The organism is Streptomyces sp. NPDC059788, assembly GCF_042732265.1.
GTDB lineage: Bacteria > Actinomycetota > Actinomycetes > Streptomycetales > Streptomycetaceae > Streptomyces.
Genome location: NZ_JBHWHY010000003.1, coordinates 226,802 through 244,660, shown reverse-complemented (window position 1 = coordinate 244,660; position 17,859 = coordinate 226,802). Strand labels below are relative to the sequence as shown.

The window sequence follows — 17,859 nt, the reverse complement described above, 5'->3', positions numbered from 1 at the left end:
TTGGGAACACTGGGCCAGACAGAGCGCGACGTATCGCGACGTGTGAAGGAGACATAGGTGGCGGGCGAGTCCCCCGGCAAGCCGGAGCAGAAGCAGTCGTCGGGGGAGACGGCGGGGAGCGAACGCGATCCGCGACTCGCGGTCTTCCGTGAAGCACCGGCCGGGCCGGCGAAGCCGGGCGGCAGGGCCGGTGGGTCCGGTGAGTCCGAGTCCGGTGGGTCCGGGGCCGGCGAGTCCGGTGGGTCCGGCCAGGGCGGTACGGCGGGCAAGGGTGCCGCCGACGAGGCCGCCGGCGACGCCGAGGGCGGCGCGAACGGCGAGGGCCGGGATGAGCGGCTGCGGGAAGCGGTGGCCGCGTGGGTCGCGGCCAAGGATGACGACGGCGACGGCGACGGTGACGACGGCGAGAGTGGGTCCGGGGCCGGTTCGGGTTCCGGCAAGGGTGCCGCCGGGGCCGAGGGCGGTGCCGAGTCGGAAACGCGTGCTAAGGCTGAGACTGCTGGGGCGCCGGTGACGAAGGCGCCGAAGGGCGGTTCCGAGGGGGGCTCGAAGGGCGGTTCCGAGGGCGCCGCCAAGGATGCCGCGGAGGGCGCCCCCAAGGGTGCCGCGAAGGAAGCCTCGAAGGGCGCCGCGAAGGGTGCCCCCAAGGGAGCCGGGAAGGGCGCTGCCGCGGGCGGTGGCGAGAGTTCCGGACCGAAGGGCGGCTCCGGCGGCTCCGCGGCCGGGAGCGCCTCCAAGGGCTCCTCGGCCAAGGGCGCCACGCCCAAGGGCGCCACGCCCAAGGGCGCCACGCCCAAGGGCTCCGCGCCGAAGGCTTCCGCACCGAAGGGCGAGGACGCCTCCGACGGCGCTTCCAAGGGTGCGGCGGAGTCCGTGGACCAGCCGACGGCGATCTTCAAGGCGCCGGACGTGGCGGACGGTCGCGAGCCCGTCGACAGCGCCACGCGCACGTTCACGGTCGCAAAGCAGAAGGGCTCGGACGGCGCCGGCCCGGCGAAGTCCGGGAAGGGCGGGACCCCGGCCGCGGAGGCCGATTCCGCGAAGGCCGACGCCGGCACGAAGGCGGACGCGAAGGCCGACGCCGGCACGAAGGCGGACGCGAAGGGCGACGCGAAGAGCGGAGAGTCCGAGGCGAAGCCCGAGTCCGAGCCCGAGCCCGGGTCCAAGGCCGCCCCCAAGGCCGAGGCCGCCCCCAAGTCCGACAAGGCCGACAAGGAAAGCAAGGCCGACAAGGCCGACGCCCCGTCCGACAAGGCCGCCCCCAAGCCGTCGGCCGACCAGCCCACCACCGCGATCAAGGCCGTACGCCCGCCCGGTGCCGCGGAGTCGGACGGCGAGCGGACCAGTCAGTTCGTGGCGCTGAAGTCCACCGATCCGCAGCCGATCAAGCCGCCGCGTCCGGTCGGCGGAAAGTCGGACAGGGCCGATAAGTCCGATAAGTCCGACAAGGCGGGCAAGTCGGCTGACTCTGCGAAGCCGGTCAAGCCGGGCAAGGCCGAGGCCCAGGGCGGCGCGAAGACCGACGACAAGCCGGGCGCCAAGCCGGGCACCGCGTCGGGCGCGCTGCCGGCCGCCGAGCCTGACGTCGCCCCGGGTACGAAGTGGGGCGCGAAGGCCGCGGGCAAGACCGAGGCCGCTTCCGGCGCGAAGCCGGAGGCGAAGTCCGGCGCCACCGAGGCGCCCGCCGCCGCGGCCCCGGCCGGCGCCACCGCGCAGCCCGGCGCGCTGCCCGACTCCGAGCGGACCAAGCAGCAGCCGCTGCCGCCGCTGGACCTGCTGGCGCAGCTGACCAACACCCCGCCGCCGCCCGAGACACCACTGCGCACCGTCGCGCGCCGGTTCAAGATCTGGACCCCGCTGGCGATCCTGCTGGCGATCATCTTCGTCGTCGTCCAGCAGGTGCGCCCGCTGCCCGACCCGACGCTGGCGCTCGGCGAGAAGACGTCGTACACCTTCGCGGGCGACAGGTTCCAGATGCCGTGGCCGGGCGAGGGCCAGGCCGCGGCGAAGGTCGTGGGCGCGGGCGACCTCGGTACGTACGGGGACGAGAAGCCGGTGCCCACGGCGAGCGTCGCGAAGATAATGACGGCCTACCTGATCCTGAAGGACCACCCGCTGAAGAAGGACGAGGGCGGCCCGAAGATCAAGGTCGACGACGCGGCGGTCAAGGACGCCGAGTCGAAGAACGAGTCGCGGGTCATGGGCCTCAAGGAAGGCCAGGAGTACTCCGAGCAGCTGATGCTGCAGATGCTCATGATCCCGTCCGGCAACAACATCGCCCGCCTGCTGGCGCGCTGGGACACCCAGTCCTCGACCGTGGACGCGTTCGTCAAGAAGATGAACGACACGGCCAAGGACCTGGGCATGAAGAACACCAAGTACACCGACCCCAGCGGTCTGAACAAGACCACCGTCAGCACCGCCGTCGACCAGCTCAAGCTGGCCGAAGAGGTGATGAAGATGCCCGCGTTCCGGCAGGTCGTGGCGATGCCGAACGCCGACAAGGGGCTCCCGGAGCGGATCTACAACAACAACAACCTGATGTCCGAGCACCGCGAGCTGAGCATCAAGGGCATCAAGACCGGTTCCAGCACGGCGGCCGGCGGCGCGCTGGTGTGGGCGGCCTACAAGGGTGTGGACGGCAAGGACCAGTTGATCCTGGGCGCCACGATGGATCAGCACGCGAAGGGCCTGGACCCGGACGGCGGCACCAGCCTGCGGCTGGTCCAGGACCGCACCAAGCCCATGATCGAGGCGATCCGCAACGCCCTGACCTCGGCCACCACCGTGAAGAAGGGCCAGGTCGTCGGCTACGTGGACGACGGTCTGGGCGGGCAGACGCCCGTCGTGGCGACGAAGGACCTGAAGGCGATCGGCGTACCCGGCCAGAAGATCGAGTTCAAGGTCGGTCCGGCGGCCGGCAAGCCGGTGCCGCACGAGGCCAAGGCCGGGACGGTGGTCGGCGAGCTGACCGTCGGCACCGGCTCCAGTGCCGCCAAGGTGCCGGTGGCCCTGCAGAAGGACCTCGCCGAGCCGACGTTCGGCTCGAAGCTGACCCGGATCGGCTGAGCGAGGCCGTACCGTACGGGCCGTCGTGCGGCACCGTACGAGCCGTCGTATGCCGGTGGGCCCGCGCCTGCCGGTGTGCGGCGGCTGTCGTACGGTCTGAGTGTGACGGTCTGAGTGTGTCCGCACAGTCCCGCCTGGCCTGGTGAAGCGGAGTCCGCCATCGATGTAGCGCAGACCGCGTACGCGTCTCCCGCGCGCGCCCGGAGCATCTGGGTGTCGCGGGGGGCTGTCGCGTTGTTCCCGGCCGCGCTGATGCTCGTCCTGGGCCTGTGGGGCATCCGGCGCCAGGGCAGCATGTGGCGGGACGAGGCGGTCACGTACGACATGGCCCACCGCACCCTGGCGGAGCTGTGGCCGACCCTCGGGACCGTGGACGCGGTGCACGGTCTCTACTACGTGCTCATGCGCGGCTGGTTCCTCGTCTTCGACGGGGGTGTGGTGGCCCTGCGGCTGCCGTCCGTGATCGCGATGGCGGCGGCTGCCGCCGGTGTCGCGCTGCTGGGCAAGCAGCTGGCGGGCCGCCGCGCGGGCCTCCTCGCGGGCCTCGTCTTCGTCCTGCTGCCGATGGTGCAGCAGTACGCGCAGGAGGGCCGCTCCTACGCGATGGTCTGCGCGCTGGTGGTGTGGTCCACCTGCCTGCTGGTGCGGGTCACGGCCCGGCCGTCCAGGCGTCTGTGGGCGGGCTATGCGGCGCTGTCGCTGGCCGCCTGCTGGATGCACGAGTTCGCCGTACTGGTCCTGCCCGCGCACGGCGCCGCCGTCGCACTGTCGGGGCTGCCGCGCCCGGTCCGCCGGGCCTGGTGCGCGGCGGCGGGAGCGGTGGTCGTCGGCCTCGTCCCGCTGGCCGTGTTCAGCATGGGGCAGTCGGAACAGCTCAGCTGGCTCCAGTGGCCCAACCCCGTCCAGCTGGGCACCTTCACCGCCCTGGTGCTGGGCGGCCTGCTCTGCTCCCGCGCCCCGGTCGGCCGCGCGGGCCGGCAGCGGCTGCGCCTGCGGCCGGTCGCGCTCCCCCTGCTGGTCCTGCCCACGGTGCTGCTGGTGCTGCTCTCCCAGCTCAAGCCGATGTACGTGGACCGCTACGTCCTGTACTACGTGTCCGGGTTCGCCCTCCTGGCGGGCGCCGCGCTCGACTGGGTGCTGCGCCCGCCGGGACAGCGCGGCCAGACCCGGCGCCGGGTGGCGTACCGGTCGGCGGCGCTCGTCGTGGTCCTGGCGGTGCTCGCCCCCGTCAACGTCTTCCTGCGCAGCCCGCAGAGCCGTACCGACGACGCGATCGCGGTGACCCACGCCGTCCGGGAGCTGTCCTCGCCGGACGACGGCCTGCTGTTCCTGCCCGCCCGGCGGCGGGTGTGGGCGGCGGCCGCGCCGCACGAGTTCCACCGTCTGCGGGACCTCGCGCTCGACCGGAGCCCGGTGGCCTCGCACAGTCTGTACGGCACGGAGCTGTCCGGCGACCGTATCCACGCGCACATGCTGCGGGCGCGCCGGATCGTCGCGGTCGGCGACGCGAAGGGGCAGCCGGCCGACCAGACCGATCAGGAGATCGCCAAGCGGGACACGCTGCGGGCTGCGTTCCAGAAGTGCGCGACGCGGGAGGTCCGGGGCGCGCAGGTCACGCTGTACGCCCGTCCCGGGCACTGCTGACGGCGGCCGTGTGCGCGACGGCGGCCGTACGCGAGGCGGGCCGGGACGCGGGGCCGGAGCGCCCTCTCACAGGAGCCCCGCCGCCTCCGCGTCCAGCCCGAGCAGGTCGCGCAGCGCCTCCGCCCCCGCGGACGTCAGCCGTACGGCCCGTCCGCTGCCGACGCGCCGTACCCACGCCCGCTCCAGCAGCCCCGTGCACAGTCGGGCGCCCGCCACGCCCGCCAGGTGCTGCCGCCGCTCGGTCCAGTCCAGGCAGCCGCGGGCGGTCGGCCGGCGCCCGGCGCGGAGCGTGCCGGCGTCCGTGCCGAGGGCCTCGGCGAACCAGGTGAGGCCCGTACCGGTGAGCGCGAAGCCGCCGTCCTGGTCGATCAGGCCGCGTCCGGTCATCGCGTCCGTGACGGCCACGCCCAGGCGCCCGGCGAGGTGGTCGTAACACGTGCGCCCGCGGGCCAGCGCGGCCGAGGCGCCGGCGGCCCGCAGCCCGCGCGGCGGGTCGGCCGGCGGGTCGAGGTGCGCGGTGAGCCCTTCGAGCATTTCGGCTACGCGGGGGCCCGCCAGCTGGACGTAGCGGTGGCGGCCCTGGCGCCGCTCCACCAGCAGCCCGCCCTCGGTCAGCCGGGTCAGGTGCTCGCTCGCGCTGGACGGCGCGACCCGCGCGTACGCCGCCAGCTCGCCCGCCGTCCAGGCCCGCCCGTCCAGCAGGGCCAGGCAGAACGCGGCCCGGGTGCGGTCCGCGAGGAGGCCCGCGAGGCGCGCGAGTCCGGTGCTGTGGGCCGGTGCGGTGTCCGGTGACGGTGCCCGTGTGGTCATGGGTCCATTGTGCGCGGGCACGTTTCGGCCGGACCCGAAACGATGCGGTTCTACGGTCCTGCCATGCGGACCTTGGACGACACGTCGGACGACGTGACAGACGACAGGACAGACGGCAGCCCGGAGGCGCTCACGGACCCCGGCTGGGAGGTGCCGCCGGTGCCCCAGGAGGTACCGGAGGGTGGCATGGCCTGGCTGCGGGCGCGGGTCGCCCGCTTCAGCAGCGGGGAGGCGCACGCGCGGCGGCGGGCCCTGGCGGCCGGCGCGCTCGGCGGGCCGGAAGCGGCCGGCGTGCTGCGCGGCGCGGCGCGTGTACGGGCCGAGGCGCTGCTGCGCGGGCCCGGCCCGGTCGAGGTGATGGCGCGGGTGGCGCGCGTGGTGCCCGCCGAAGTGCTCGCCGCGTCGCTGGGGGCGGTGGCCACGACGGAGACGGCGGGGCTGGTGGGGGACGTCGCCCGCGCGTACCACGCGCACGGTGAGGCGGTTCCGGCCGCCGACCGTGCCCTCGCGCGGCTCGTGGCGGACTTCGGCGGTACGTGGGACGAGGCCGCGGCGGCCCGGATCGGGCTGCTGGTGCAGGCGTACGACGCCACGGCGGGGCTGATCGGCAGCGCGGCGTACGCGCTGCTGGCGGGGGACGGCGCGGCGGAGCCGCGGTCCGGTGCGGGGGCCGACCTCGTGGCGGGCCTGCTGGACCGGGTGCTGTGCGCCGATCCGCCCGTACGGGGCACGTTCCGGGCGCCGGTGGGCGGTGGCGACCCGGTACGGGTCGGCCTGGTCGCGGCCGACGGGTCACTGGCCTTCGGCGCCGGGGCGCACGCCTGCCCCGGGCGCGCCCACGCACGGGCGCTGGCGGCCGGGGTGCTGGACGCGGTGCGGGTACGGGGGTGCCGTCTCGCCGGTGCCGGTGCCGGTGCCGGTGCCGACACGGGCAGGGGACATGCCGGTGTCGCAGATCGTGCCGGTCAAGGCGGTGATCACGGTGGGCTCGCGTACCTGCCGTCCGTGAACCTGCGGGTGCCGGTGGCGCTGGAGGTGGTGTGCGCATGAGCGCCGCAGCACGTCCGGAGGCCGTGGTGAACCGTTCCGGTTCCGGCGGCGGGCTCTCCCCTCGCGCGGCCGGCCGGACCCGCGCCTTCCACGCCCTGCACCACGGCGACGAGCCGCTGCTGCTCCCCAACGCCTGGGACGCCGCCTCGGCCGCCACGCTCGCCGCGGCGGGCTTCGCCGCCATCGGCACCACGAGCCTGGGCGTCGCGGCCGCGTTGGGGGAGCCCGACGGGCTGGGCTCGGCCGCCGTGCGGGACGCGACGGTGGCCCTCGCGCGGCGGTTGGGGAGTCGTCTGGCCTGCCCGTACACGGTGGACATCGAGGGCGGTTTCGGCGGCGGACCGGAGGAAGTGGGCGCGCTGGCCGCGGAGTTGGCCGACGCGGGTGCGTCCGGTGTCAACCTGGAGGACGGGCTGCCGGGGCGTGCGGGCGACGGCCCGCTGGTACCGGCCGGGCGGCAGGCCGAGTTGATCCGCGCGGTCAAGGAGTGCGCACCGGGCCTCTACGTGAACGCGCGCATCGACACGCACTGGCTCGTGGACGACCCCGCCTCGCGTCCGCTGGACGAGACGCTGGCCCGTGCCGAAACGTATCTGTCGGCCGGGGCGGACGGCGTCTTCGTGCCGGGTGTCACCGACGAGCGGGCCATCGCCACGCTCGTCGCGGGCATCCCGGCGCCGCTGAACCTGCTGTACGCGCCGGGCCGGCACCGCCTCGCCCGCCTGGCCGAACTGGGCGTACGGCGCGTCAGCACCGGTTCGCTGCTGTTCCGTTCGGCGCTGCACGCGGCCGTCGGACTCGCCCGGTCCCTGCGCGCGGACGCGGCCGGCGGGGGCGCGGGGCCGGACCTCGCCGGTGTGCCCGGCTACGGGGAGGTCCAGCGGCTGGCCGAGTGACGCCCGGGTGCGGGCGGAAGGGTTCCAGGGGCGGGGTGAGGGACGAGCGGGGGGCGGGCGTCGGCCCGCTGTGCCTCAGGCCTGCTGGGGCTGACGGCGCCGGTGCACCGCGAGGCCCACGCCCGCCGCTCCGAGCACGCCGGCCGCGCCCACGAGTCCGCCCGTGGGGAGCTGCCCGACCCGCTCGGCGATGCCGGCGAGCCCGTTCTCCGGCAGTACGGCGGACTTGCGGCCCATCGCGTGCGGGGTGGTGGCGTCCATGGTGTCGGCGGCGAACGCGCCGCTCGCGGGGAGGAGCAGCACGGCTGCGACACCGGTGGCGACGGCGGCGGTACGGATCACGGAGCGGCGCTTTGCCCGCATGGGAACTACTCCTCGTCGTGGCGGTCCTGGCCGCCGTAGGTTCTGCGTCGGTCTGCGTCGGTCTGCTGGTTCGTTCGTCGTGCGTGGAGCCGGTGCTGTGCGGTGCCGACAGGAATGAATGTACGAGGCGTCCTTCACGGCGATCCGGCGGTTGTGTAACAGCCTTGACCCCCTCTGCAGGCAGTGTTGTCACGGCGCGGGCGTGACCAGCCGTCCGCGCGCCGCCACTATGGGTAACTTTGTCGCGTTACGTACCTCTGTGTCCGTGCCGGGAAGGTCTCGGGGAAGGTGGTGGTGGGCCGTGCGGCGCCGGATGCTCTCGGTGGTGGCGCCGCTCACGGTGCCGCTCACCCTGGCGGCGGGCTGCGCCGGCGTCGCGGGCCTGTACGACGACGGGCGAGCGCGGGACGTGAAGGCCCCGCTCGCCCTGTGGGCGGACCGGACGCCCGCGCCGCGCGTCCGCGACGAGGACCCCGGCGACCAGCGGGCCGTACCGGGCCTCGCCCGAGTCCCCTCCGGCAGCATGAAGGACGCCGACCCGATGGCCGTCGTACGGGCGGACTTCGCGGCCGGCGGGGACCGGCCGCCCGCCGCCCGCGCCGTCCGCAGCCCGGTCTTCCACGACCTCACCGACGACGGCAGACCGGACCTGATCAGCGCCGTCGACCTGGACGCGCGCACCAGCGCGCTGCGCGTCTACAGCGTCCGCGACCGCGTCGTGACCCGCGTCCTGGGCCTGCGCGCCGTCCTCGCGGGCGTCGAACTGGCCGCGGGCCACCTGGCCGTACGCGAGCCCACCAAGGACCCGCGCTACGTCAGCGTCACCGACTACGTGTGGGACGGCAGCCGGATGGGCCTGTGGGACCTCACCCTCGACGACTACCGGACCCCGCAGAACCCGCTGCCCACGACGGCGTCGGACGCACCGTCCCCGGGGAGCCCCGCGTGAGCCGCCCCGCGCTCTCCCTCCGCTGGAAGATCGCGCTCACCGTCACGGCGGTGTGCTGCGCGGTCGCCGCCGTACTGGGTGTGCTCGTCCACAACGCCGTCGCCCGCCAGACCGTCGGCGAGGTCAGGAAGGAGACCCTCGCCGACCTCGACGACGCGCTGGACCTGTACGAGTACGGCACCTCCCGGGAGGGCCTGAACTCCGTACTCGACCCCGGCGAACTCCCCGCGCCGCTGGCCGCGTTGGTGCACCACGGCCGGCGCGGCAGCATGGTCGGCATCTACCACGGGCAGCGGGTCATGTGGACGGCGGCGCCCGCCGGCGACCAGGTGATGGCGGTCTGGGCCCCGTACGAGAACACCCGCCGCTCCCTGGAGAACCTGGACACGGCCATCTTCGGCTCCGCCGTCCTCGCCGCCACCGCCGTCGCCCTCGCCGGGCTGTTCCTCGCGCACCGCATCAGCCGCCGGCTGAGCGCCACGGCCGCCGTCGCCCGCCGGATCACCGCGGGGGACCTGGACGCGCGGGTCGGCACCGAGGGGAGGGGGCGGGACCGGCCGGGGGCGCGGGACGAGGTGGCGGCGGTGGCCGCGGCGCTCGACTCGGTGGCCGGTTCCCTGCAGGGCCGCCTCCAGGCCGAACAGCGCTTCACCGCCGACGTCGCCCACGAACTGCGCACCCCGCTGACCGGCATCCTCGCCTCGGCCGAGCTGCTGCCCGAGGGCCGCCCCAAGGAGATGATCAACGACCGGCTGCGGGCGCTGCACCGGCTCACCGAGGACCTGCTGGAGATCTCCCGGCTCGACTCCGGCGCCGAACGCCCCGACCTGGCCTCGTACGAACTGGGCGCGCTCGTCCGGCGCTCCGTCGAGGACCTGGGGCTCGACACCGAGGTACGGGTCGTGCGCGACACGGTCGTACGGACGGACCGGCGGCGGCTGGACCGCATCCTGGGCAATCTCGTCCTCAACGCGCACCGGCACGGGCGGCCACCGGTCGTGGTGACGGTCGACGTACCGGGCGGCGGCGGTGCGACGGCGGCCGGTCAGGCCCTGAAGGGCGCGTACGAGGAGGCCTCCCGCGGCGGGCGGGCGCCGGTGCCCGTGGTGGAGGTGCGCGACCACGGGCCCGGTTTCCCGGTGGAGCTGCTGCACCGGGGGCCGCAGCGGTTCCGTACGGACGCGCCCGGCCGCGGCAAGGGACACGGCCTGGGTCTGACCATCGCGGTGGGCCAGGCGTCCGTATTGGGCGTCGAATTGCTCTTCGTCAATGTGGGTGATGCAGGTGAAGTGGGTGAGGTGAGGGGCGGGCTTGTGGAGCCGGGTATGGCGGATGAGGCGGGTGTGGTGCGCGAGACAGGTATGGCAGGTGAGACGGGTGTGGCGGGCGGGCCGGACGCGGAGGTGGCAGGCGCGTCCCACGGCGGCGCGCGGGCCGTGCTCCGCCTCACCGCCCCGCCGCCCGGCCGGTCCGGATCGCCAGGGCATACACCCGAGTGATCTGATGCGGGCTGTTGTTGTTGTCCGAGACGAGGAAGAGCGGCATCCGCCCCTTGTACGGGCCCGAGGACAGCGGCGCGGTGCCGAGCGCCATTCCCTCGGCGTTCTCCAGCAGCGGGTTCGACTGCGGCTGCGCGGTGGCCGAAGCGCCCCGCGGGCACGTCACGAGATCGGCCGGCTCCCACTTCTTCGCGAACGCGTCGACCGGCTCGGACTGCAGCGACTTGACCCGCGAGACATCCTTCGCGCGGCTCAGGTCGGCGCCGAAGATCCGTACCGCGTTGCCCTGGCCCTCGGCGTGGTTGGTCTCCAGGACGAGCAGCCGGTCACCGCCCAGCGCCACCAGCTCCGACACGCGCAGCCCGGCCGCCGACTGGTAGGCGAACTGCCCGTTCGGTACGTACGCGCCGCCCGGCGTCCCCTTGAAGCGCTGGATGCGCAGCAGGCTGCGGCCGCGTGCCTTGCCGTCGCGGAAGAGCGGTGCCTCCAGGCCCGCGTACAGATACCGCCCGTCCGGGGACGCGCCCAGCGCCTCCAGGTTCTCCGGGCCGGACCACTCGACGAGGTTGCGCGGCAGTGCGATCCGGCTCGTCTCCGCGCCGTCCGACACCCGGAACCTGCGGATCGACGGGCCCGCCTCCGAGGCGACCAGGACGGTGCGCCCGCCCTTCTCCAGGACCAGGCCCTCGCCGTCGAAACGGCCGCCGCCGGTGGGGCGGAGCGTACGCATGTCGACGGCGCGGGCGGCGGGCGGCGAGGCGCCCGACGTGCCCAGGTCGAGGGAGAAGATCCGGCCCGGCGAGTTGTCGGCCAGCGCCCACGCCCGGGAGGGGCCGGACATCGCCAGGCCGGACAGCCCGTCGACCGGCACGGCGCCTTCGTACTCGACGCCGTCGAGCGCGTCACTGTGGCCGATCAGCGCCACGTCGTCCGAGCACGCCCCGGACGACGGTTCCTCGCCCCGCGACTGCCACCACGCCACGGACGGGACCGCCACCGCCGCCACGCACAGCGCGGTGACCAGCGCCCGGCGGCGGTTGCGCCGGGCACCGGCGGGGTTTTCCGCGTCCGGGGGCGCGGGGGCGGCGGTGTCCGCTGCCTGCGGTGTGCTCTCGGGGCCGTCGGGCGGAGCCTGGCCAGCGCCGGTCCGGCGCGGCGGGGAGGCGGGGCGTGCCGCGCGGTTCCGTACGAACGGCAGCTTCTCGATGCCGTTCTGAGCCTGCTGCTGGGGGAGTGGGCGGTTCTTCTCCCGTAGCGCGCGGCGGACTTCGTGGTAGATGGCTTCCAGGCTGAGGTTCGGGCTCGGGCTCGGGCTCGGGGGCGGGCCCGTGGCCGGGGTCGGGGCCGTGGTGCCCGGGGCCGGGGTGTCTGCGGCGGTGCCGCCCGGTCCGGCCTGCGCCTGTGGGCCGTACGGCGCCGCGTCCCGGGCCGGAATCCCCTCCCGCAGCACCCGCAGGAACTCACCGGTGAACGCGGTGTGCTCCTCGCCTTCCGGCGCCAGCGCCTCGACGTTCCACGGCGTCGAGGTGAGCAGGTACGAGACGCCCTCCAGACTGTCCATGCCCTCGAACAGGGCCTCGCCCAACTGGCTGGACGCCTGCTGCGTCGCCGCGGCGGTGGGCATGGACCCGGCCATGGACCCGGCGGACATGGCGGACATGCCCCTGATCACGCTGCCGCTGTAGCAGCAGTCGAGGATGATGATCCGGCGCCTGGGCGGCGTACGGGTGCCCAGCGCGCTGCGCAGCCAGGTGTACGGGATGCCGCTGTGCACTTTCCCGGCCTCCGTGCTGGGCAGCGTGAGGTAGAGGCCCTCCGGCCGCGAGTCGAGGAAACCGTGGCCCGCGTAGTACACGATCAGGGTGTCCCGCACGGTCCGGACCGCCTGCTCGATGGGCCGCAACGCGGCGGTGACCGTCCGGGGGTTGGACACGACCCGGCAGTTCCCCTTCGGCATCCCCCCGATGGTCCGGTCGGTCAGCGCGGCCTTGAGCGCCTTGAGGTTGTTGCGGACCCCCGGCAGCGGCGCCAGATGGGTGTACCGGTCGACTCCGATGATCACGCAGGCCGACTCCGTGGGGTCGAACGCCGGCCCCGCCTCTCCCCCGACTCCACCCATCCGTCAGTCCCCGTCCCTTTCCCTGCTCTCGCCAGTGGTGTTGTTCCGGCCGGGCGGGCCGTGCCGGCCCTCGTCGGCGGTCGCGCCCGTGTCGTCCGGCGCGTCGAGGACCGCCGGGCCCTCGCCCGCCCCGGGGACGGGGCCGGAGCCGCCCGCCCGCTCCAACTCCTCCAACGCGCGAAGGATGCTTCGGGCACCGTCCGTGTCCGACGTGGCGAAAGTGACCCGTACGCCACCCCGTTCGACCGTGATCTTCGGCCGCGCCGCGTACGCCCTGCGCCAGCCGTCGATGGCGATGGCCAGGCTGCTCAGCTGGAACAGGCTGTCGACGATCAGCTGTACGGCCTCGAACGCCAGCCCCATCTCCCCGGGCTTCGCCGCACTCGCCCGCAGCGACACCTCCGCGCTCCGGCCCACCGCCGGATCATCAGCGAGCCACTCGCACAGCGACCGCAACTCCAGGTCGCTCTCCGCCTCGTCCAGACTGACCTGAATCCTCATCGGTCCCCCACACTCCGCTGCCGCCGCACCTCAACTCTCGCCCCTTACCCGCCCGCTCCGCCGGGATTCGCCCCAGCGCCCGTAATCACCCCGCGTACTTCGCGCCCCGTTCACCATCCGGCCGCCGCGACGCCGCCCCGCCGCTCAGCTTTGGGCAGAGCTTGCGACCGCGCCCGGACCGGGAATCAGGGCGGCTCCGCGCCGCGTTCGGCTGACTGTCACCGCACGCCCCTGCTCCGTTCGGGAGAGCCCATGCCCAAGCCGGTGTTCCAGCCGGAGATCGGCGCTGTCGTGTTCGACGTACTCGGCACGCTCGTCGACGAACCCGCCGGCCTCCGCGCCGGAATCCGCCAACTCGCCCCGTCGCTCGACGACTCCGGGGCCGGGCAGCTCCTGTCGCTGTGGCAGCAGCACATCGACCGGGAACAGCGCCGCATCCTCGAAGGCGACCGGCCCTACGCCGCCAGTGATGTCCTCGACCGGGAAGCCGCCCGGCTCGTCGCCGACGCCGCCGGTGGGCGCTCCGCAGCCGGCAGCCCGGCTGCCGGAGCCGACGACTCGGCCGCCGTGACCGCGTTGGCCCTGTCGGGGCGCCGGCTCCCGCCGCGGCCCGACACGGTGGCGGGACTCGCCCGGCTCGCCGAGCGGTTCCCGCTGATGGGGCTCTCCAACGCGAGCAGGCCCGCGCTGCTGGAACTCAACGCCCACGCCGGACTGCGCTGGCATCAGGTCCTGTCCGCCGACGACGTCCGTACCTACAAGCCGGACCCGGCGGTCTACCAACTGGCCGTCGCCGCCTCGGGACACCCGCCGGAGCGGCTGCTGATGGTCGCCACCCACGCCTGGGACCTGCGCGGAGCGCAGCGCCTGGGCCTGCGCACCGCCTACGTCGCCCGCCCGGTCGGCGACCCGCCCGCTCTCTCGGACCGATTCGACCTGTACGCCGACAACTTGGACGATCTCGCCGATCAGCTCGACACCGGCCGGTGAATCCGGCCTGACCGGTCCGCCCCCGCCCCGACCCCGGCCGGTGGGGCCGGGCGCCGCGTGGCAGGATCGGCGCCATGTCGAACGCTTCATCGATCACGTATACGAAGATCGGCGCGATCCTGTACGAGATCGGCATGGTGACCGAGGAGACGGTGCGCGGCGTCCTCGAAGACGCCGCCGGTTACGCGGACGAGGAGATGGAGGACCAGTACGCGGCGGCGAGCGCTCTCGAACACTTCGGTGTGGCGGTCTCGGTCCACGCCGACGACATCGACTCCATCCACGACGACTACGCGAGCCTGCTGGAAGACGCCGTGGAGGTCGCCGGCGGCAGGGTCGCCATCACCGATGTCCGGCTCGTCGAGGGCGAAGGCAGCCTGGAGGGCGGGCGCCTGGACCACTTGGAGTTCGAGCGGGACGGCAAGCCCGTGTCCATCACCGCAGATCACTACGCGGAGGACTACTACGACCATGAAGCGGCCTGCGAGGCCATCACCGTGACCGCTCACGACGACGACCCCCGGTCGTGGCTCTACCTCGACTTCGAACGCCTGCCGAGCCGCGGCTACGACAGCATCATGGTCCTGGCCACGCCCGAGCAGGCGCAGGCGCTGCACGATCGCCTGGGGTTCACCTTTCCCGAGTGAACCGGGGCCCGGCCCGCCCCCCGTCAACGGCCGTGCGAGCCCGGCGCACGCCTCGTGGGTGCCCGTCGTGGAGCCGCCGGGCCCGGCTCCTCACTCCTCCTCGAACGGCGGCTCCTGACCCCAGTCCAGCTCGTCGTCCGGGCCGCCCGGGGCCGCCGTCGGCGCTGCCTGGCCGGTCTGCCCGGACGGCCCGGCCTGACCGCTGCTCGGCCCGGCCTGCCCGGCGTCCAGCCCGGCCTGCCCGGCACCCGGCCCGGCCTGATCGCCCGGTCCGGCCTCTCCCGACAGTACGGTCAGGATCTGCTCGCCGTACTTCGCCAGCTTGTTCTCGCCCACTCCGCTCACCGAGCCGAGTTCGGCCACGCTCGACGGCCGGACCGTGGCGATCTCCCGCAGCGTCGCGTCGTGGAAGATCACATAGGCGGGGACGCCCTGCTCCTTGGCCGTGCGGCCCCGCCAGGCCCGCAGCTCCTCGAAGACCGGCACCGCCTCCTCCGGCAGGTCCACCGGCGCCGCGCGCCGCCCCTTCGCCGCCTTGGCGGCCTTGGCCTTCACGGCCTTCTCCGGCTCGCGCCGCATCAGCACCTCGCGCTGCCCCCGCAGCACCTCACCGCTGCCCTCGGCGAGCACCAGCGTGCCGTAGTCGCCTTCGACCGCGAGCATCCGCTGCGCCAGCAACTGCCGTACGACGCCCCGCCATTCGGCCTCCCGCAGATCCTCGCCGATGCCGAAGACGCTCAGCCCGTCGTGGTCGAACTGGATGACCTTCGCGGTCTTGCGGCCCATCAGGATGTCGATGATCTGCCCGGCGCCGAACTTCTGCCCACGCTCCCGCTTGAGCCGCACCACGGTGGAGAGCAGCTTCTGCGCGGCGACCGTCCCGTCCCAGGTCTGCGGCGGCGTCAGGCACGTGTCGCAGTTGCCGCACGCGGTGCTGTCCTGGCCGAAGTAGGCGAGCAGCCGCACCCGACGGCACTCGACCGTCTCGCACAGCGCGAGCATCGCGTCGAGATGCGCGGACAGCCGCCTGCGGTGGGCGTCGTCCCCGTCCGAGCCGTCGATCATCTTCCGCTGCTGGACCACGTCCTGCAGGCCGTACGCCAGCCACGCCGTGGACGGCTGGCCGTCGCGGCCCGCGCGGCCCGTTTCCTGGTAATAGCCCTCCACCGATTTCGGCAGGTCCAGGTGGGCCACGAAGCGCACGTCCGGCTTGTCGATGCCCATGCCGAACGCGATGGTGGCGACGACCACCACCCCGTCCTCCCGCAGAAAGCGCCCCTGGTGTTCCGCGCGCGTCCGCGCTTCCAGCCCGGCGTGGTACGGGAGCGCGGTGATCCCGTTCTGCGAGAGGAATTCGGCGGTCTTCTCCACCGACGCCCGCGAGAGGCAGTACACGATTCCCGCGTCACCGGCGTGCTCGGTGCGCAGCAATTCCAGCAGCTGCTTCTTCGGGTCGCTCTTTCCGGCGATGCGGTACTGGATGTTCGGCCGGTCGAAGCTGGCGACGAAATGCCGGGCGTTCTCCATCCCGAGCCGGGAGGTGATCTCGCGGTGCGTGGCCTCGGTGGCCGTCGCCGTCAGGGCCATTCTCGGCACCTCGGGCCACCGCTCGCGCAGCATCGACAGGGCCAGGTAGTCCGGCCGGAAGTCGTGGCCCCACTGCGCGACGCAGTGCGCCTCGTCGATCGCGAAGAGCGAGATCTTGCCCCGGTCCAGCAGGCTCAGCGTCTGCTCCACCCGCAGCCGCTCCGGCGCCAGATACAGCAGGTCCAGCTCGCCCGAGAGGAATTCCGCCTCCACCAGCCGCCGCTCGTCCAGATCCTGCGTGGAATTGAGGAATCCGGCCCGGACGCCCAGCGCCCGCAGCGCGTCGACCTGGTCCTGCATCAACGCGATCAGCGGCGATACCACCACCCCGACGCCGGGCCGCACCAGCGCCGGAATCTGGTAGCACAGAGACTTTCCGCCGCCGGTCGGCATCAGCACGACCGCGTCGCCGCCCGCTATGACATGTTCAATGATCGGCTGCTGTTCCCCGCGGAACGCGTCGTAACCGAAGACGCGGCGCAGCACGCCCACCGCGCCACTGGCGTCGTCCACGGTTTCCCCGGCACCGGAAGCCATCTCCACCTCGCTCATGCCAGCAGCGTACGAGCTACCCCGCCACCCGCGCTCAGCCCTGTGGATAACACCGCGCCGGGCCGCCCCCCTCTGCTACCTCCCGTACGGGCCCACACGGCCCCACAGAGCCCGCGCGGCCCCGCCGTACAACGAAATCCACCACCCGGCGGTCCCAGAAGGCGACGAAGAATGTCACGTGGCAAGGACGGAGAACCCTATGCGTTTCCACCGCCCCACCGCCCCTCGGCCCGCCCGCCGCCGGGCCGCCGTACGCGGCACCGCTCTCCTCACCACGATCACAGCGGCGCTCGTGACCCTGCCCACCGCCGCCGCGACCGCCTCGGCAGCCGGCCCCGCCGCCCCCACCACGGCGAAGAACGCCCCCGCTCCCCGCTGCGCCGAATCCGCCCTGACGGTCTCGGCGTCCGTCCTCGCCGCCCACCACCCCGACGTGCTGCGCATCGGCGTCACCAACCGCGGCGCCGCACCCTGTGCCGTCGACCGCATCCCGACCGTCACCTTCGGCGATCTCGACGGCGCCGCCGAGCCCGACCCGCCCGCCGAGAGCGCTCCGTACCGCCTCGCGCCCGGGGCCACCGCGTACGCGACGGTCCGCACCGTCACCGGGGCGCCCGCCCCGGCCGCCCGCACCGTCGGCTTCGTCACCGTCGCCGCCGACCCCTCGCACCACGGCCGCCGCTTCGACGCCGCGGCCCTGGGCGCCCCGCCGACCGGCATCCGCGTCTGGTCCCCGACCACGACATGGTGGCGCCCGACCCCTGCCTGACCCCGCCGGGCTCCCTCAAGTGCCGCTGACCGGGGGCGGGTTGTACCGAACGGCCCGCCCCCGTGCCCGTCATCGGCCAAAGTGAGCGCATGAGTCTCACGACCGCCGGCGAGCCGCCGGGCCCCGTGCGTTTCTTCCTGCTGTGCGACCGTATGGGGTGCGGCGCGCGCGCCGTCCTGGACCTGGTCGTCGCCGATCCGCCGCCGGACATCGGCACGAACCTCTTCGGCCATCTCCTGCACAGCGCCAACGCGGCCGCCCCGCGCATCGCGGACATGGGCTGGACGTACTACCAGGGCGACGGTTACTGGTGCCCGCACTGCTCGTCCCCCCGCTCCCAGGGCCCCCGGCGGGGCCGTACGCGTTCCTCGTAGCCGCAGGCGCCCCAGGGACCCCAGCTGTCACTTTCTCGAA

Annotated in this window: 15 protein-coding genes; 10 read left to right on the top strand and 5 right to left on the bottom strand. The window is 74.0% G+C overall.

Annotation, left to right across the window (positions count from 1 at the left end; translation table 11 throughout):
- Positions 1–57 precede the first annotated feature (57 nt).
- Both ACFV57_RS04385 and ACFV57_RS04380 read left to right on the top strand, forming a co-directional pair.
- A complete protein-coding gene (locus ACFV57_RS04385; RefSeq protein WP_385225530.1) occupies positions 58–3,069 on the top strand; it encodes a D-alanyl-D-alanine carboxypeptidase in 3,012 nt (1,003 codons plus the stop codon).
- A gap of 213 nt (positions 3,070–3,282) precedes the next feature.
- Positions 3,283–4,713 (top strand): glycosyltransferase family 39 protein, encoded by a 1,431-nt coding sequence (locus ACFV57_RS04380; protein WP_385225528.1) that lies wholly within the window; start codon positions 3,283–3,285, stop codon positions 4,711–4,713.
- Positions 4,714–4,779: 66 nt separating this feature from the next.
- Here ACFV57_RS04380 and ACFV57_RS04375 read toward each other — a convergent pair whose 3' ends face one another.
- Positions 4,780–5,523, bottom strand: coding sequence for an ArsR/SmtB family transcription factor (locus ACFV57_RS04375; protein WP_385225526.1), 744 nt, complete (start codon positions 5,521–5,523; stop codon positions 4,780–4,782).
- A gap of 63 nt (positions 5,524–5,586) precedes the next feature.
- Here ACFV57_RS04375 and ACFV57_RS04370 point away from each other — a divergent pair, with 63 nt between their 5' ends.
- Together ACFV57_RS04370 and ACFV57_RS04365 are read left to right on the top strand one after the other, a co-directional pair.
- Positions 5,587–6,573 carry a hypothetical protein gene (locus ACFV57_RS04370; protein WP_385225524.1) on the top strand — a complete coding sequence of 329 codons (987 nt, stop codon included), beginning with the start codon at positions 5,587–5,589 and terminating at the stop codon, positions 6,571–6,573.
- Positions 6,570–7,469 (top strand): isocitrate lyase/phosphoenolpyruvate mutase family protein, encoded by a 900-nt coding sequence (locus ACFV57_RS04365; RefSeq protein WP_385225522.1) that lies wholly within the window; start codon positions 6,570–6,572, stop codon positions 7,467–7,469. Before ACFV57_RS04370 ends, ACFV57_RS04365 begins: the two co-directional genes overlap by 4 nt.
- Before the next feature lie 75 nt (positions 7,470–7,544).
- Here ACFV57_RS04365 and ACFV57_RS04360 read toward each other — a convergent pair whose 3' ends face one another.
- On the bottom strand, positions 7,545–7,832 hold the full coding sequence (locus ACFV57_RS04360) for a hypothetical protein (protein WP_385225520.1): 288 nt from the start codon (positions 7,830–7,832) through the stop codon (positions 7,545–7,547).
- Positions 7,833–8,133: 301 nt separating this feature from the next.
- Here ACFV57_RS04360 and ACFV57_RS04355 point away from each other — a divergent pair, with 301 nt between their 5' ends.
- Together ACFV57_RS04355 and ACFV57_RS04350 are read left to right on the top strand one after the other, a co-directional pair.
- On the top strand, positions 8,134–8,781 hold the full coding sequence (locus ACFV57_RS04355) for a hypothetical protein (RefSeq protein ID WP_385225518.1): 648 nt from the start codon (positions 8,134–8,136) through the stop codon (positions 8,779–8,781).
- Complete coding sequence (locus ACFV57_RS04350) at positions 8,778–10,280, top strand: sensor histidine kinase (RefSeq protein WP_385225516.1); 1,503 nt, start codon at positions 8,778–8,780, stop codon at positions 10,278–10,280. The genes ACFV57_RS04355 and ACFV57_RS04350 overlap by 4 nt, the downstream gene beginning before the upstream one ends.
- Here the strand turns inward: ACFV57_RS04350 and ACFV57_RS04345 are convergent.
- The gene (locus ACFV57_RS04345) at positions 10,228–12,342 is read right to left on the bottom strand and encodes an esterase-like activity of phytase family protein (RefSeq protein WP_385225514.1); all 2,115 of its coding nucleotides are present in this window, start codon (positions 12,340–12,342) and stop codon (positions 10,228–10,230) included. The genes ACFV57_RS04350 and ACFV57_RS04345 overlap by 53 nt on opposite strands.
- A 60-nt stretch (positions 12,343–12,402) precedes the next feature.
- Positions 12,403–12,900 carry a hypothetical protein gene (locus ACFV57_RS04340; RefSeq protein ID WP_385225512.1) on the bottom strand — a complete coding sequence of 166 codons (498 nt, stop codon included), beginning with the start codon at positions 12,898–12,900 and terminating at the stop codon, positions 12,403–12,405.
- A gap of 252 nt (positions 12,901–13,152) precedes the next feature.
- Between ACFV57_RS04340 and ACFV57_RS04335 the strand changes: the two genes are divergently transcribed.
- Entirely contained in the window at positions 13,153–13,890 is a 738-nt protein-coding gene (locus tag ACFV57_RS04335) for a haloacid dehalogenase type II (protein ID WP_385225510.1), read from the top strand.
- Positions 13,891–13,964: 74 nt separating this feature from the next.
- On the top strand, positions 13,965–14,537 hold the full coding sequence (locus ACFV57_RS04330) for a hypothetical protein (protein ID WP_385225508.1): 573 nt from the start codon (positions 13,965–13,967) through the stop codon (positions 14,535–14,537).
- Positions 14,538–14,627: 90 nt separating this feature from the next.
- Here ACFV57_RS04330 and recQ read toward each other — a convergent pair whose 3' ends face one another.
- Positions 14,628–16,661, bottom strand: coding sequence for a DNA helicase RecQ (gene recQ, locus ACFV57_RS04325; protein ID WP_385225635.1), 2,034 nt, complete (start codon positions 16,659–16,661; stop codon positions 14,628–14,630).
- A gap of 214 nt (positions 16,662–16,875) precedes the next feature.
- On the opposite strand from recQ, the gene ACFV57_RS04320 reads away from it, so the two are divergent.
- Positions 16,876–17,445, top strand: a complete 570-nt coding sequence (locus ACFV57_RS04320) for a DUF4232 domain-containing protein (protein ID WP_385225506.1) — start codon at positions 16,876–16,878, stop codon at positions 17,443–17,445.
- Positions 17,446–17,534: 89 nt separating this feature from the next.
- Positions 17,535–17,819, top strand: coding sequence for a hypothetical protein (locus ACFV57_RS04315; RefSeq protein WP_385225504.1), 285 nt, complete (start codon positions 17,535–17,537; stop codon positions 17,817–17,819).
- Positions 17,820–17,859: the final 40 nt, after the last annotated feature.